General features: G+C 75.8%; 12 protein-coding genes and 1 pseudogene. 5 read left to right on the top strand and 8 right to left on the bottom strand.

Annotation, left to right across the window (positions count from 1 at the left end):
* Window positions 1–130: 130 nt before the first annotated feature.
* Together HOY81_RS20885 and thpR are read left to right on the top strand one after the other, a co-directional pair.
* Entirely contained in the window at window positions 131–1,594 is a 1,464-nt protein-coding gene (locus HOY81_RS20885) for an MFS transporter (RefSeq protein ID WP_306423526.1), read from the top strand.
* Window positions 1,595–1,628: 34 nt separating this feature from the next.
* Window positions 1,629–2,198: an RNA 2',3'-cyclic phosphodiesterase gene (thpR, locus tag HOY81_RS20880; protein ID WP_237322013.1), complete on the top strand. Its 570-nt coding sequence runs from the start codon at window positions 1,629–1,631 to the stop codon at window positions 2,196–2,198.
* A 618-nt stretch (window positions 2,199–2,816) separates the two neighbouring features.
* Here thpR and HOY81_RS20875 read toward each other — a convergent pair.
* Window positions 2,817–3,812 (bottom strand): aldo/keto reductase, encoded by a 996-nt coding sequence (locus HOY81_RS20875; RefSeq protein WP_237322012.1) that lies wholly within the window; start codon window positions 3,810–3,812, stop codon window positions 2,817–2,819.
* Between the two features lie 42 nt (window positions 3,813–3,854).
* A pseudogene (locus HOY81_RS20870) lies at window positions 3,855–4,219 on the bottom strand (hypothetical protein); the annotation flags it as partial.
* A 150-nt stretch (window positions 4,220–4,369) separates the two neighbouring features.
* Here HOY81_RS20870 and HOY81_RS20865 point away from each other — a divergent pair.
* Window positions 4,370–5,446, top strand: coding sequence for an esterase-like activity of phytase family protein (locus tag HOY81_RS20865; RefSeq protein WP_237322011.1), 1,077 nt, complete (start codon window positions 4,370–4,372; stop codon window positions 5,444–5,446).
* 58 nt (window positions 5,447–5,504) lie between these two features.
* On the opposite strand, the gene HOY81_RS20860 is transcribed toward HOY81_RS20865, so the two are convergent.
* The 5 genes from HOY81_RS20860 to HOY81_RS20840 form a co-directional block, all read right to left on the bottom strand.
* Window positions 5,505–5,945: a protein-tyrosine phosphatase family protein gene (locus HOY81_RS20860; RefSeq protein WP_237322010.1), complete on the bottom strand. Its 441-nt coding sequence runs from the start codon at window positions 5,943–5,945 to the stop codon at window positions 5,505–5,507.
* A 57-nt stretch (window positions 5,946–6,002) separates the two neighbouring features.
* Window positions 6,003–6,395 carry a pyridoxamine 5'-phosphate oxidase family protein gene (locus HOY81_RS20855; protein ID WP_237322009.1) on the bottom strand — a complete coding sequence of 131 codons (393 nt, stop codon included), beginning with the start codon at window positions 6,393–6,395 and terminating at the stop codon, window positions 6,003–6,005.
* Window positions 6,396–6,515: 120 nt separating this feature from the next.
* Window positions 6,516–7,634: a phosphoserine transaminase gene (gene serC, locus HOY81_RS20850; protein WP_237322008.1), complete on the bottom strand. Its 1,119-nt coding sequence runs from the start codon at window positions 7,632–7,634 to the stop codon at window positions 6,516–6,518.
* Window positions 7,635–7,901: 267 nt separating this feature from the next.
* Window positions 7,902–9,023 carry a lytic polysaccharide monooxygenase gene (locus HOY81_RS20845; protein ID WP_237322007.1) on the bottom strand — a complete coding sequence of 374 codons (1,122 nt, stop codon included), beginning with the start codon at window positions 9,021–9,023 and terminating at the stop codon, window positions 7,902–7,904.
* A gap of 159 nt (window positions 9,024–9,182) precedes the next feature.
* Complete coding sequence (locus HOY81_RS20840) at window positions 9,183–9,362, bottom strand: hypothetical protein (RefSeq protein WP_237322006.1); 180 nt, start codon at window positions 9,360–9,362, stop codon at window positions 9,183–9,185.
* A gap of 99 nt (window positions 9,363–9,461) precedes the next feature.
* Here HOY81_RS20840 and HOY81_RS20835 point away from each other — a divergent pair, with 99 nt between their 5' ends.
* A complete protein-coding gene (locus HOY81_RS20835) occupies window positions 9,462–10,430 on the top strand; it encodes an LLM class F420-dependent oxidoreductase (RefSeq protein WP_237322005.1) in 969 nt (322 codons plus the stop codon).
* Window positions 10,431–10,742: 312 nt separating this feature from the next.
* Here the strand turns inward: HOY81_RS20835 and HOY81_RS20830 are convergent, their stop codons facing one another.
* Window positions 10,743–11,306, bottom strand: coding sequence for a GNAT family N-acetyltransferase (locus HOY81_RS20830; RefSeq protein WP_237322004.1), 564 nt, complete (start codon window positions 11,304–11,306; stop codon window positions 10,743–10,745).
* Window positions 11,307–11,466: 160 nt separating this feature from the next.
* Between HOY81_RS20830 and HOY81_RS20825 the strand changes: the two genes are divergently transcribed.
* Window positions 11,467–14,406 carry an FAD-binding and (Fe-S)-binding domain-containing protein gene (locus tag HOY81_RS20825; protein ID WP_237322003.1) on the top strand — a complete coding sequence of 980 codons (2,940 nt, stop codon included), beginning with the start codon at window positions 11,467–11,469 and terminating at the stop codon, window positions 14,404–14,406.
* Window positions 14,407–14,518 lie beyond the last annotated feature (112 nt).

Genomic DNA, 14,518 nt, shown 5'->3' with positions numbered 1-14,518 from the left:
ACCCGCCACCGGGCCCGCCGGTGCGCCCCGTGCCGGTGAGCGGCCCGCCGGTGAGCCGCCCTCCGGCGAGCCGCGGGCCGAGCCGGGCGCCACCGGGACCGGCCGCGAGCCCGCCTCCGGGCGCGCCTCGATGTTCCGCTCCCTGCGGGTCCGCAACTACCGGCTCTTCGCCCTGGGCCAGGTCGTCTCCAACACCGGCACCTGGATGCAGCGCATCGCCCAGGACTGGCTGGTGCTCAGCCTCACCGGCTCGGCGACCGCCGTCGGCATCACCACCGCCCTGCAGTTCCTGCCCATGCTCCTCTTCGGGCTCTACGGCGGGGTCATCGCCGACCGCTGCAACAAGCGGCGGCTGCTGCTGGTCACCCAGTCCGTGATGGGCCTGACCGGGCTGGCGCTGGCCGTGCTGACCCTCAGCGGCAACGTCCACGTGCTCCACGTCTACCTGCTCGCCTTCGCCCTGGGCCTGGCCACCGTGGTGGACAACCCGACCCGGCAGACCTTCGTCGCCGAGATGGTCGGCCCGCACCAGCTCAGCAACGCCGTCTCGCTCAACTCCGCCAACTTCCAGTCCGCCCGGCTGGTCGGCCCCGCCATCGCCGGCGTGCTCATCACCGCCGTCGGCAGCGGCTGGGCGTTCCTGCTGAACGGGCTCTCCTTCCTCGCCCCGATCACCGCGCTGCTGCTGATGCGCCCCGCCGAACTCCACCCCGCCGACCGCGCCCCGCGCAGCAAGGGGCAGCTCCGCGAGGGGCTGGCCTACGTCCGCAGTCGCCCCGAGCTGATGTGGCCGATCGTGCTCGTCGGGGCCATCGGCACCTTCGGCTACAACTTCCCGATCTGGCTCACCGCCTTCACGGACCGCGTCTTCGAGGAGGGCGCGGGCACCTACGGCCTGCTGAACTCGCTGATGGCCGCCGGCTCCGTGGCCGGGGCGCTGCTCGCCGCCCGCCGGGCCTCCTCCCGCCTGCGGCTGATGGCCGGTGCCGCGCTGCTCTTCGGCCTGCTGGAGATGACGGCCGCCGTCACCCCGTCGTTCTGGCTGTTCGCGGCGCTGATGGTGCCGCTGGGCGTGCTGGGGCTGTCCTTCAACGTCACCGCGAACTCCAGCGTCCAGCTCGCCTCCGACCCGGCCATGCGGGGCCGCGTGATGAGCCTCTACATGATGGTCTTCGTCGGCGGCACCCCGATCGGCGGCCCGATCATGGGCTGGATCACGGACACCCACGGCGCCCGGGCCGGCTTCCTCTCCGGCGGCCTGATCTCCGCACTGGTCGCGCTCGGCGTGGGGCTGGTGCTCGCCCGCGCCGGCGGGCTGCGGCTCCGCGTCGACCTGCGCCGCGGCCGCCGGGCCCTGGCCTTCGTACCGCGCGAGCGGTACGACGACCGCGGCCCGGCTCCGGGCGGTACGGCCGTGGAGGCCGCCGGCCCGCCCCGTACCCAGGTGGGCGCACCGGGCCGCGTACCGGCCCGCCGTTCCGCACCCGCCCGGCGCGGCGGCCCCGGCCGGCCCGGGCCCCGGGAGACGCCCGGCGCGGCGCCCGGGCAGCCGGAGAGACCGGACCGCTCCGAGCGGGTGACCCCGGCGGCCTGAGCCGCCGGGCCCGGGAGGCTGGCAGGCTGGCCCCATGAGACTCTTCGCCGCGCTCCTGCCGCCCGCGCCGGCCGCCGACGAGCTGGCCGCCGCAGTCCGTGCGCTGCACGCCCTGCCCGGCGCCGACCGGTTGCGCTGGACCGGGCAGGAGAGCTGGCACCTCACCCTCGCCTTCTACGGAGAGGTCGGCGGGGACACCCTCCCCGAGCTCGGCGAACGACTCGCCCGCGCCGCCGCCCGCGCCCGTGCGCCCCGGCTCGCCCTGACGGGCGCAGGCCGGTTCGGCGACCGCACCCTGTGGACCGGCGCGGACGGCGACCGCACGGAACTGCACCGGCTGGCGCAGGCCGCGGAGGCCGCCGGACGGCGCTGCGGCCTGCGGACGGAGGAGGGGCGCCGGTTCCACGCCCACCTCACCCTCGCGCGGGCCCGTCGCGGCCGCCCCGTCGACCTGCGCCCGTACGTCACGGCGCTCGGTGGCTTCGCCGGCGGGCCCTGGACGGCGCACGAGCTGGCGCTGGTGCGCAGCAACCCGCCGGCGGCCGGGGTGCCCGGCGCGCAGCCCCACTACGAGACGGTGACGGCCTGGCCGCTGCCCGGCTGACCGTTCCCGCTACCGTGGGGGCGTGAACACCAAGACCCGGATGCGCATCGTGAGCGGCAGCCTGGTGCTGCTGCTCGTCGTCGTGGCCGTGGCCGCCGCGATCGGCGGCTGACGGCCTCCCTGCCGCGGGACGGCTGACGGCGCCCCGCGGCGGGCACGGTTCCGTGCCGGTGCCCGCAGTGCCACCCGCCGCCCGGCGGCCCCGCACCGCGACCCGGGCCCGGGACCAGAGGCCGGAGCAGAGCCCGCTCGCGGCCCGGGCCCGCTGCCCGGGCGCGGGGCGCCCGCCGACGGCGGGACCGGTGCCCCGGCACGTACACCGCGGCCCCGCCCGGTTCCGGGTCCCCGGCGGCTCACCCCAGGCGGGTCCGGGGTGCCGGGGTGTGGACACCCGCCGGTCCCTGTGTGCCGGACTGCGGCCCCTGGCCGATTCCGGTGCCGCGGACCCTGCCCGGCTCCGGCACGTACGCCGCGGACTCCGGTCCCTCCCGGGCTCCCGGGCCGCGGCCCCCGCCCGGTCCCGGGCCCCTGGCCGCGGACGCCCGGCCGAATGCCGCATGGCGGTCCCGGCCAGGCGCCCGCACCGTGCCCCGCGGGGCGCACGCCCGCGGGGCCGGATCACCAGGCGAAGGCCTCCGGGGAGGGCCCCGGCCCCGGGAAGATCTCGTCGAGCGCCGAGAGCAGCTCCGCGTCCAGCTCCAGTTCCGCCGCGCGCAGCGCGGACTCGAGCTGCCAGGTGGTGCGGGGCCCGACGATCGGGCCGGTGACGCCGGGCCGGGTGAGCAGCCAGGCCAGGGCGACCTCGCCGGGCTCCAGCCCATGCTTGTCCAGCAGGTCCTCGTACGCCTGGATCTGCTCCCGGACCGAGGTGTTGGCCAGCGCGTCGGCGGAGCGTCCGGCGCCACTGCGTGCCCCGCCGCCCTCGCGCTCCTTGCGGATCGCGCCGCCCAGCAGCCCGCCGTGCAGCGGCGACCACGGGATCACCCCGAGGCCGTACGCCTCCGCGGCCGGGACCACCTCCATCTCGGCGCGCCGTTCGGCGAGGTTGTAGAGGCACTGCTCGCTGACCAGGCCGAGGCTGCCGCGGCGCGCGGCGGTCTCGTTGGCCTGTGCGAGGTGCCACCCGGCGTGGTTGCTGGAGCCTGCGTAGAGGATCTTGCCCTGCTGCACCAGCACATCGACGGCCTGCCAGATCTCGTCCCACGGGGTGCTGCGGTCCACGTGGTGGAACTGGTAAAGGTCGATGTGGTCGGTCTGCAGCCGCTTGAGGCTGGCGTCGACCGCGCGGCGGATGTTCACCGCGGACAGCTTGTCGTGGTTCGGCCAGGGCGCGCCGTCGGTGCCCATGTTGCCGTAGACCTTGGTGGCCAGCACGGTCTTGTCGCGGCGGTCGCCGCCCTTGGCGAACCAGGTGCCGAGGATCTCCTCGGTGCGGCCCTTGTTCTCGCCCCAGCCGTAGACGTTGGCGGTGTCGAAGAAGTTGACGCCCGCGTCGAGCGCGGCGTCCATGATGGCGTGGCTGCTCGCTTCGTCGGTCTGCGGACCGAAGTTCATGGTGCCCAGCACGATGCGGCTGACCTTGAGCCCGGTACGGCCCAGATGCGTGTACTTCATGACGCCCCAGCCAACGCCTTCGAGCGCGCTCCAGGCAAGCGCTCACGCGGAGCCGGGGGCCGGGTCCCGCCGTTCGGCCCGGCGGTAGGGGCCGCCGACGCCCCACGCCTGGTGCAGCGCCCCGGCGAAGGCGGCGGCGAGGCGGTGCTCACCGGAGGCGGAGGGGTGGGTGCCGTCGTGGGTGTCGCGGGCGAGGTCCCCGTCGGCGGGGGCGGAGGCGAGCAGCAGCGGCGAGAGGTCGGCGACGGCCTTCGCCGGCAGTTCGTTGCAGCGTGCCACCCGGGCGCGAAGAGGGCGTCGTCGCCGGCCCGCACGTTCGGGATCACGGGCAGCAGCACGGCCCTTAGCCGTGGCGCGGCGCGGCGGGCGGCGTGCAGGAAGCGGCGCACGTTCGTCTCGGTCTGCTCGGGCCCGGTCGCCGTGTTCTGGCGGGGCGGGCGGCGGCACCGCCGTGACGGGCGTCACCAGGGCACCGCGGGGACCGCCGGGCTCCGCTCAGGTGGCCGGAAAGCGGCGGCCGGCGGGGGAGTGCGGGACGGCCGTGGCAGGCTGGGCGCATGTCTGACTCCCGGCTCCGGTCCCCGCGGGCCCTGCTCGGCGCGGTCGTGCCCGTGGTGCCGGCCGTGCTGGCCGCGCTGGTCGTCCTCTCCGCGGCCGCTCCGGCGTGCGCCGCGGCGGAGGAGGAAGGCACCCCCGAGGCGTTCACCCTCCGGGACGCGCGGATCACGGAGTCCAGCGGGCTGGCCGCCAGCACCGCCCACCCCGGCGTCTACTGGACGCACAACGACAGTGAAGACGGCCCGTACGTCTACGCCGTGGACGGTGACACGGGCCGTACGGTCGCCACCGTCACGCTGCAGGGCATCGAGCCGCGGGATGTGGAGGGGATCTCGGTCGGCCCGGACGGGGACGTCTACGTGGGCGACATCGGGGACAACTTCGGCGGCCGCTGGCCCGAGGTGTGGATCTACCGTTTCCCGGAGCCGGAGCGGCTGCGCGACACCACGGTGGCCCCGGTCCGGTACACGGTGCGGTACGCCGACGGGCCGCGGGACGCGGAGTCGCTGATGGTGCATCCGGAGACCGGCCGGGTCTACCTCGCGAGCAAGAACGAGGACGCACAGGGCGGCGTCTACGCCGGTCCGGAGAAGCTGTCCGCCTCCGGGGTGAACACCTTCCGCCGCATCGCCGGCACCGAGGTCTGGGCCACGGACGGCGCCTTCTCTCCGGACGGCACCCGGCTGGTGCTGCGCGGCTACTTCAGCGCTCAGATGTACCGCTGGACGGAGCAGGGGCGCCCGGAGCCGCTCGGCCGGGTCGGGGTGCCGATGCAGCGGCAGGGCGAGTCGGTGACGTTCGCCGCGGACGGCCGCACGCTGCTCTTCGGGTCCGAGGGGGAGCAGAGCCGGGTGGAGCCGGAGGCCCTGGAGGGGGAGCTGCTGCCGGAGACGGCGCGGCGGGAGGAGGCCGCCGAGGGCGCGGACGGTGCGGGCGGTGCGGCCGGCGAGGAGGATCCGGCGGTCGGGACGGACCCGGAGGACGACCGGACCCTGGTGGTCGGCGGACTCACATTCGCCGCCGCGTTCGGGCTGTGGCTGGCCCTGCGGCGCCTGGCCCGGCGGTCCTCCGGCTGACGCCCGGGCGGGGTGCGCCGCGTCCGCGACGCGCGGGCGGCGCCCGCCGGACCGGCCCCTACCGGCCGAAGCGGGCCGCATAGCGGCGCTGCCACGGCGTCTCCACCGCGCGCGCCGCGTAGTGCTGCCGTACGAAGGCGACGGCCTCGGCCCCCGGCACGCCGTCCAGCACCGCGAGGCAGGCCAGTGCGGTGCCCGTACGGCCGTACCCGCCGCCGCAGGCGATCTCGACGCGCTCCGCCGCGGCCCGCTCCCAGGCCGCGCGGAGCGCCGCCTCCGCCGCCTCCCGGTCGGCCGGCAGCCGGAAGTCCGGCCAGCGCAGCCAGTGCGACTCCCACGGCACCGCGGGCGGCCGGCGGCCCAGCAGATAGAGGCCGAAGGCGGGTTCCGGCCCCTCCGGCCGGGGACGGCGCAGGCCCCGGCCGCGCACCAGCCGGCCCGAGGGCAGTCGCAGCACGCCTTCAGCGCCGGGGTCCCAGGTGGAGGTCGCAGCGGTCATGCGGCGAGCCTAGGCGTGCTGTTCCGGCAACCACCCACCTGGCCCGGCAGGCGCGCGTCACTCGCCCACCAGGCGCAGCTCGTAGTGGACCGGCCGGTCCAGCCGGAGCGCGTACCCCACGGGCACGGCCACCCCGTGCAGCAGGGGGTGCTTGCGGGCCAGCCGGGCTGCCGCGTGCCGGGCCTCGCCGCCCTCCAGGCGCCGCACCCGCGCCTTCATGGGCGCACCGGTCGGCGTCCCGCCCAGGTCGGCGGGCGCGACCTCGGCCTCCGGGTAGCGGCGCAGATGCTCGGTGTGCGGCGCCCGGCGGTGCGTCCGTACGTACGCGTGGTCGCCCTCCACCACGATCGCGGCGGGGCTGCCCACCGGGGTGCCGTCCCGCTCGTACGTGGTGAGCCGGACCCGCCGCTCCCGGGCGAAAAGCTGGAGCCCCGTGGTGGGTGTGGCCATGTGGCCACGGTTACCCGGCGTGGCGGGACGGAAAACGGGCCCGGACGGGGGACGTCCGGGCCCGTGCGGCGCCTGCTCATCCCGCGCGGACCCGGGCCGGGACCGCGCGGGGGAGCGGGCTCAGAGACGCTCGATCACGTGGTCGATGCAGGCGGTCAGGGCCTGCACGTCGTCCGGCTCGACGGCCGGGAACATCGCCACCCGGAGCTGGTTGCGGCCCAGCTTGCGGTAGGGCTCGGTGTCCACGATGCCGTTGGCCCGCAGGACCTTGGCGATCGCCGCGGCGTCCACGCCCTCCTCGAAGTCGATCGTGCCGACGACCTGCGAGCGCTGCGCCGGGTCGGTCACGAACGGGGTGGCGAGCTTGGCCTCCTCCGCCCAGCCGTAGAGGCGCCGGGACGAGTCGGCGGTGCGGCGCACCGCCCAGTCCAGGCCGCCCTGGCCGTTGATCCAGTCGAGCTGCTCGGCGAGCAGGAAGAGGGTGGCCAGCGCCGGGGTGTTGTACGTCTGGTCCTTGCGCGAGTTGTCGATCGCGGTCTTCAGGTTGAAGAACTCGGGGATGTGCCGGTCGGAGGCGGCCAGGCGCTCCGCCCGCTCCAGCGCGGCCGGGGAGAACACGGCGATCCACAGCCCGCCGTCCGCGGCGAAGGACTTCTGCGGCGCGAAGTAGTAGGCGTCGGTCTGCGCGATGTCCACCGGCAGGCCGCCCGCGCCGGAGGTGGCGTCCACCAGCACCAGCGCGCCCTCGTCCGCGCCCGCCGGCCGCTCGACCGGCATGGCCACGCCCGTGGAGGTCTCGTTGTGCGTCAGGGCGTAGACGTCCACGCCCTGCTCGGCCCGCGGCAGCGCGTGGGTGCCGGGGTCGGAGGCGATGAGGGACGGCTCCTCCAGCCAGGGCGCCAGCTTCGACGCCTTGGCGAACTTGGAGGAGAACTCGCCGAAGGTCAGATGCTGCGACCGGCGCTCGATCAGGCCGTGCGTCGCGATGTCCCAGAAGGCGGTGGAGCCGCCGTTTCCGAGAACGACCTCGTAGCCCTCGGGGAGCTGGAAGAGCGCCCGCACCCCCTCGCGGACCCGGCCCACGAGGTTCTTGACGGGCGGTTGGCGGTGAGAGGTGCCGAGCAGTGACGTACCGGTGGCGGCGAGGGCGTTCAGCGCCTCGGTGCGCACCTTGGACGGGCCCGAGCCGAAGCGACCGTCGGCGGGCTTGATGTCAGCGGGAATCTGGATCTCAGCCACGGGGCGAAGCGTAGTGCGTCCGGCCCCGCGGGGGGCGTCCCGTCTCGCGATACGGCCCCTCGTCCGGATCACGAGACGGGACGGTGCCCGGCCGGCGGGGAGGGCGGCCGGCCCGGGCGCCCCTCCGGCCGCGGGCCTGGTGCGGGGCCCGTCCCCTCCGGCCGGAGGGTCGACGCGGTGCGCCGGTGCGCCGGCCCCCGTCCCGTGGGGGCGGGGCCGGTGCTGTGGGCACCGGCGCGGGTGCGCCGGTGCCCGGGCCGCCGCGGGTCAGCGCGGCGTGCAGTCGGTGGTGAGCGTCGCCGGCGCGCCGCCGCCGCTCACCTGGTAGCCGAAGGTCGCGGAAGCGCCGGGCTCCAGGGAGCCGTTCCAGCCGGCGTTCCGTACCTCCACCTCCTGACCGCTGGTGGTGGCCGTGCCGTTCCAGGCGTTGGCCAGTGTCTGGCCGTCCGGCAGCGTGAAGCGGACGGTCCAGCCGGAGATCGCGCTGTCCGCGGTGTTGGTCACGGTGATCTCGCCCTGGTAGCCGCTGCCCCAGGAGTTGGTGCTGCGGTACTCCGCGGCGCAGCCCGCCGGGTCGCCCGGGTCGCCCGGGTCGCCCGGGTCACCGGGGTCGCCCGGGTCGCCGCCGTCGTCACCGGGGACGGTCACCTCGCCGTTGCCGCCGTCGAAGACCACGTCCGAGCAGCTGTAGAAGGTCTCGGCGCTGTCCGAGCGCTCCCACACCATGTAGATCAGGTGCTTGCCGGACTTGCCCGAGGGCAGCGTCCCGTTCCACACGTACCGGCCGTTCACGCTGCCGACGTCGCCCTCCAGAGCCGGGTCGGTCACCGACAGGAAGGGCTGGTCCTCCAGGTCGTCCCAGCCGAGCGGCTGCGTCGGGTCGTAGCCGTCCTTGGTGACGTAGAGGTGGAAGGTGCCCGGGTGCGCGGCCCACGCGTTGTAGGCGAACTCCATCTGGGCGCCGGAGGTCAGATGGGTGTAGGGCCAGTCGTCCCGGGCCAGGTTGAAGCCGGTGAAGTCGTACGGTCCACCGGTGCCGCCGCTGCAGAGCTGCCCGTCCGGGATGAAGCCCTCGGTGCGTCCGGCACCGTCCGAGCGCAGCACGGCGAACCAGTTGTAGAAGGCGGTGCTGCCGCTGATGTCCATGGCCGCCCGGCAGGCGGGGTTGGTCGGGTCCATGGAGCCGGACTGGGTGCGGCTGTGTTCCCAGCACAGGTAGGTCCGGCTGCCGGGGTTCAGGGGCGCGCCGTGCGCCTCGGCGGTGCCTCCGGTGAAGAACACCAGGCACAGCCCGGGGAAGGCGGCCAGCAGCGTCAGCAGGATTCGGGTGCGGAAGCGGCGGCCGTGGCCGTGCGGCCGCCGCTCTGCGGCGGGCGGGGATTGCCTCATCGCGCTGTCGTCCCTTCGCGGGAAGGTGGGGTGTGGGAGCGCTCCCATGCAACGTAGCGCGACCCCGTACGGCTGTAAATCCTCCGTACGCCGCCTCCTGGTCCCGTCGGTGCGCCCCGGGGCCGGGCTATGCGCCGGGTGTGCGCCGGGCCGGAGTACTCAGAGCCGCGCGAAGGGCTCCGCGTAGGTGAAGACGCCCCGCATCGACGGCTCGTGAGCGCTCAGCGTGCGCACCTGGAAGTACCCGCCCCAGCGCGCGTCGGGCGACGTCACGCCGTATGCGGTGCTCTCCCGGAACCCGAACCGCCCGTAGAAGTCCGGGCTCCCCAGCAGCGCCACCAGCGGCTCCCCGAGCGCGTCCGCGGCGCCGGACGTACCCGGCGGAGCACCCGGCGATGTGTCATGTTTTGCCCTGGTGCGGGGCGGTACTCGCGCGCCATGGTGCAGATCGGGTACACGATGTTGACCGAACAGGCGGATCCGCGGTCCCTCGTCGACCACGTGGTGGGCGCCGAGGAGGCGGGGTTCGACTTCTCCGTCACCTCCGACCACTACTTCCCCTGGCTGGATTCCCAGGGCCACTCGCCGTACGCCTGGAGCGTCCTCGGCGCCGCCGCGAACGCCACCCGGCGCATCCCGCTCATGACGTACGTGACCTGCCCGACCATGCGGTACCACCCCGCAGTGGTCGCGCAGAAGGCCGCCACCCTCCAGCTCCTCTCCGAGGGGCGGTTCCGGCTCGGCCTGGGCGCGGGCGAGAACCTCAACGAGCACGTGGTGGGCGGCGGCTGGCCCCCGGCCGACGTACGGCACGCGATGCTGGAGGAGGCCCTGCAGATCATCCGGGCCCTCTTCGCGGGCGGCCACGTCAACCACCGCGGCACGCACTACTCCGTGGAGTCCGCGAAGCTCTGGGACCTGCCCGGCGAGCCGCCGCCCATCGGCGTCGCGGTCTCCGGCGAGCAGTCGAGCGCCCTCGCCGGCCGGCTGGCCGACCTGGTCATCGCCACCGAGCCCAAGGCGGAGCTGCTCGAGAACTTCTCCCGCCACGGCGGCGAGGGCAAGCCCCGCGTCGGACAGCTCCCGGTCTGCTACGACCCGGACCGCGACGCGGCGGTGCGCCGCGCCCACGACCAGTTCCGCTGGTTCGCCGGCGGCTGGAAGGTCAACTCCGAGCTGCCCGGCCCGGCGTCCTTCGCGGCCGCCACCCAGTTCGTCCGCCCCGAGGACGTCGCCGAGACCATCCCCTGCGGCGACGATCCGGCGCACTTCGTGCAGGCGGTGAAGCCGTTCGTGGACGCGGGGTTCACCGAGGTCGCGCTGGTGCAGGTCGGCGGCGACAGCCAGCACGACTTCCTGGAGTGGGCCCGCAGCACGCTCCTCCCGGAGCTGCGGTCGGCCTTCTGATCCGGACCCGAGCGTCCCGGGGCGGCGGCCGCCGCCCCGGGGGCCGCCGCCGGCAGGGCCCGCGACCCCGGCCCGCCCGCCGTTCTCCACCGTTCTCTACGGCCGTCCTCCGCCGGCGCGTGGCCGTCCGGCGAGAGGGGGCGGCCGCAGCCCGCGCGGCCGATCGGCCACCGGCGCCCGCCCGCGTCGTGATCGTGTGCCGGTCCAGGCTGTGGCCGGGCCCGCCCGGCGTGTGTCCGTAGCGTGGACCGGCACCGGACGCCCTGCCTGCCCCGCCGCCCGCGCCCGCTTACGGCCGGCCCGCGCCCCCGCTCACGGCTGCCGTCCCGCGCCCGGCCCCGCGGCGTCCGTACCCGGCCGTTCCGCGGCCGCCGCGCGCCGGGCGGCCTCCGCGGTCAGCTCGGCGACGATCTCCTCCTCGCCCAGCTCCTCGGCGTCCTCCACCGACCGGGTGCGCACGAACCCCGTGGACTCGTAGAGCTCCCGGGCCGCCACATTGTCCAGCTGGTAGGAGAGCCGGATCACCCGGCAGTCCGGCTGCGCCGCCAGCCGGGCCAGCAGGGCGCGCAGCAGTGCCCGCCCGACCCCGCGCCCCTGTTCGGCGCGGTCCACCATCAGCCCGCCGATCCAGTGCGCGCCCTCCTCGTCCCGGCCCCACATGACGTGCCCGACGACGGCGCCGTCCGCGCACACGGCCAGCGACCGCCACGGCTCCTCGTGGATCGACAGCAGCAGGTAGCGCGCCGCCAGCGCGGCCACGTACGCGCGCTGCTCGTCCAGGGGCGCCACGTCGGCCACGGCGCGCCAGTTCCCGTCGTCCACCTCGTGCAGGGTGACGCGCCGGCCGAGCCTGTCGAGGAATGCTTGGTCGCTCACCCGCCCCAGCGTATGCCGGGCCGGCGGCCGCCGGCATACGGGTTTCGGCGTACGCCCCCGGCGCCGCGACCCCGCACCGCCCGGCGGCACGGGCCCGCCCGCCCCGCCCGATCCCGTGCGCCATGCTCCGAAAACGCCCGCGAGGCGGCACGCTGGTGGCATGGCAGCAGCAGACGAAGGCGAAGGCGTGGAAGCCCGCCCCGGTGTGAGCCCCGGCAGCCCGTACGCCACCGCCGGCGCCGCGGACACCGCACGCGATCTGGAACAGGGCCTGCGCGCCACCGTGCGCGGCGAGGTGGAGTTCGGCACCGCCGACCGGGCCCTCGTCACCATGGACGCCTCCAACTACCGGCGCGTCCCCCTCGGCGTCGTCGCGCCCCGGGACGCCGAGGACGTGGCGGCGACCCTCGCCGCCTGCCGGGAGCGCGGCGTCCCCGTGGTGGCGCGCGGCGCCGGCACCTCGATCGCCGGGCAGGCCACCGGCGTCGGCGTCGTGCTGGACTTCACCCGGCACATGAACGCCGTCCGTGCCCTCGACCCCGGCTCCCGTACGGCCCTCGTACAGCCCGGGGTCATCCTGGACGACCTCCGCGGCGCCGCCGCCCCGTACGGCCTGACCTTCGGGCCCGACCCCTCCACGCACAGCCGCTGCACCCTCGGCGGCATGATCGGCAACAACTCCTGCGGCTCCCACTCCGTCGCCTGGGGCACCACCGCCGAGAACGTGCACGAGATCGACGTGCTCACCTACGACGGCGACCGCGCCGTCCTCGGCCCCGGGGGAGGCGGCGTCCCCGCGCCGCTGCGGGACGGCGCCCGCACCCTGGTACGGGACGAGCTCGCCCGGCTGCGCACCGGCTTCCCCGAGCTCCCGCGCCGCATCTCCGGATACGCCCTGGACGAGCTGCTCCCGGAGAAGCACGAGGACTGGGCCCGCGCCTTCACGGGCAGCGAGGGCACCCTCGGGGTGCTGACCGAGGCCACCGTGCGGCTGGTCCCGGTGCCCGCCGCCCGCGCGCTGGCCGTCCTCGGCTACGCCGACGAGAGCGCCGCCGCCGAGGCGGCCGCCGGACTGCTCCCGCACCGTCCGCTGACCGTCGAGGGCATGGCCAACGACCTGGTCGGCGACGCCGCCCGCGCCGCCCTGCCGCGCGGCGGCGCCTGGCTCTTCGTCGAGGTCGGCGGCGACGACCCGGCCGCCGCCCGGGCCCGCGCCGAGGAGGTGTGCCGCGCGGCCGCCGAGGGGACCACCGACCACACCGTAGTCACCGCCCCCGCCGACCAGCGCGCCCTCTGGCGGGTCCGCGAGGACGCCTCCGGCACCGCCACCCGCATCCCCGGCGGCGGCGAGGCCTGGCCCGGCTGGGAGGACTGCGCGGTGCCGCCGCCCCGCCTCGGCGCGTACCTCCGAGACTTCCGGAAGCTGCTGCGCGAGCACGGCCTGCGCGGGTTGCCCTACGGGCACTTCGGGGACGGCTGCATCCACGTGCGCATCGACTTCGACCTCGTCGGCGCCGAGGGCATCCGCCGCTTCCGCTCCTTCTCCGCCGACCTGGCCGGCCTGGTCGTCGAGCACGGCGGCTCGCTCTCCGGCGAACACGGCGACGGCCAGGCGCGCGCCGAGCTGCTGCCGCGCATGTACGGCACGGAGATGGTGGACCTCTTCCACCGCTTCAAGGACCTCTGGGACCCGTCCGGCGGCCTCAACCCCGGCATCCTGGCCCGGCCGCACCGCATCGACGAGAACCTGCGCTTCACGCCGCTGCCGCGCCGCCCGGTCGACGTGGAGTTCGGCTACCCGCACGACGGCGGCGACTTCTCCGCCGCCGTACGCCGCTGCGTCGGCGTCGCCAAGTGCCGCAACACGACCGCCGGCAGCAACGTCATGTGCCCGTCCTTCCGCGCCACCGGCGAGGAACAGCACTCCACGCGCGGCCGCGCCCGGCTGCTGCACGAGATGCTCGCCGGCGAGGTCGTCACCGACGGCTGGGGCTCCCAGGAGGTGCGGGAGGCGCTGGACCTGTGCCTGTCCTGCAAGGGCTGCCGCAGCGACTGTCCCGTCGGCGTCGACATGGCCACCTACAAGGCGGAGTTCCTGCACCACCACTACGCCGACCGGCGGCGGCCCCTCGCGCACCACTCCATGGGCCGGCTCCCCCAGTGGCTCCGGCTGGTGGACGCCACCCGGACCGCCCCGCTCCTCAACGCCGGTGCGCGCGTCGCACCGCTGGCCGCCCTCGCCAAGCGACTCGGCGGCCTCACGCCCGAACGGGACATCCCGCCGCTGCCGCGCCGCTCCTTCCAGCGCTGGTGGCGCGCCCAGCCGGGGCGCGGCATGGGGGAGCCGGGGGAACCGCGCGTGGTCCTGTGGCCGGACACCTTCACCAACTACCTCTCGCCCGAGGCCGGCACCGCCGCCGTCCGGGTCCTGCGCGAAGCCGGGCTGCGGATCGCCGTACCGCCACGGCAGGTGTGCTGCGGGCTGACGTACGTCTCCACCGGGCAGCTCGACCTGGCCCGTACGGTGATGCGCCGCACCCTGGACCGGATCGCGCCCGCGCTGGACGCCGGGCTGCCGGTGACGGTCCTCGAACCGCCGTGCGCGGCGGCACTCCGCACCGACCTGCCCGAGCTTCTCCACGACGACCCGCGCGCGGAGCGGTTGGCGGCCTCCGTACGGACCTTCGCGCAGACCCTGGAGGAGTACGCCCCGGAGTGGGAGCCGCCGTGCCTCGACCGTCCCGTCGCCGGGCAGAACCACTGCCACCAGCACGCCGTCCTCGGCGACGCCGCCGACCGCCGGCTGCGCCGGCGCGCCGGGCTCACCGGCGACCTCAGCGCCGGCTGCTGCGGACTCGCCGGCAACTTCGGCTTCGAGGCCGGGCACTACGAGGTGTCCGCCGCCTGCGCCGAGGACGAACTGCTGCCCGCCGTGCGGCGCGCGCTGGCCGGCGACCCCGCCACGGAGCTGCTGGCGGACGGGTACTCCTGCCGCACCCAGCTCGAACAGCTCGGCAACCTCCCCGCCGGCTACCGCCCCCGCCACCTCGCGGAGGTCCTGGCCGAGGGGCTGGGGGAGGGGGCGGCTGGAGAGAGCTGAGCCGGAGGGGAGCCGGAGGCGCGGTGTCGCGGCTGCGCGGTGGGGGTGGTGGCGGGTGCGTTGCCGGGTGCGGGGCTCGTTCTGTTGCGGTCACTGCTTGGCGGGCTACGGG

The sequence above is a fragment of the Streptomyces sp. JJ36 genome (assembly GCF_021696945.1).
Lineage (GTDB): Bacteria > Actinomycetota > Actinomycetes > Streptomycetales > Streptomycetaceae > Streptomyces.
The sequence above is the reverse complement of the archived record's forward strand: the minus strand, read 5'-3'. Positions and strand labels throughout refer to the sequence as shown.

Excerpts from the sequence above, each read along its gene's own strand:
- HOY81_RS20855 (WP_237322009.1), bottom strand. The coding sequence starts at position 6,395 with ATGGCCACACCCACCACGGGGCTCCAGCTTTTCGCCCGGGAGCGGCGG.
- thpR (WP_237322013.1), top strand. The coding sequence starts at position 1,629 with ATGAGACTCTTCGCCGCGCTCCTGCCGCCCGCGCCGGCCGCCGACGAG.
- HOY81_RS20860 (WP_237322010.1), bottom strand. The coding sequence starts at position 5,945 with ATGACCGCTGCGACCTCCACCTGGGACCCCGGCGCTGAAGGCGTGCTG.
- HOY81_RS20885 (WP_306423526.1), top strand. The coding sequence starts at position 131 with ATGTTCCGCTCCCTGCGGGTCCGCAACTACCGGCTCTTCGCCCTGGGC.
- HOY81_RS20845 (WP_237322007.1), bottom strand. The coding sequence starts at position 9,023 with ATGAGGCAATCCCCGCCCGCCGCAGAGCGGCGGCCGCACGGCCACGGC.
- HOY81_RS20865 (WP_237322011.1), top strand. The coding sequence starts at position 4,370 with ATGTCTGACTCCCGGCTCCGGTCCCCGCGGGCCCTGCTCGGCGCGGTC.
- HOY81_RS20835 (WP_237322005.1), top strand. The coding sequence starts at position 9,462 with ATGGTGCAGATCGGGTACACGATGTTGACCGAACAGGCGGATCCGCGG.
- HOY81_RS20875 (WP_237322012.1), bottom strand. The coding sequence starts at position 3,812 with ATGAAGTACACGCATCTGGGCCGTACCGGGCTCAAGGTCAGCCGCATC.
- HOY81_RS20825 (WP_237322003.1), top strand. The coding sequence starts at position 11,467 with ATGGCAGCAGCAGACGAAGGCGAAGGCGTGGAAGCCCGCCCCGGTGTG.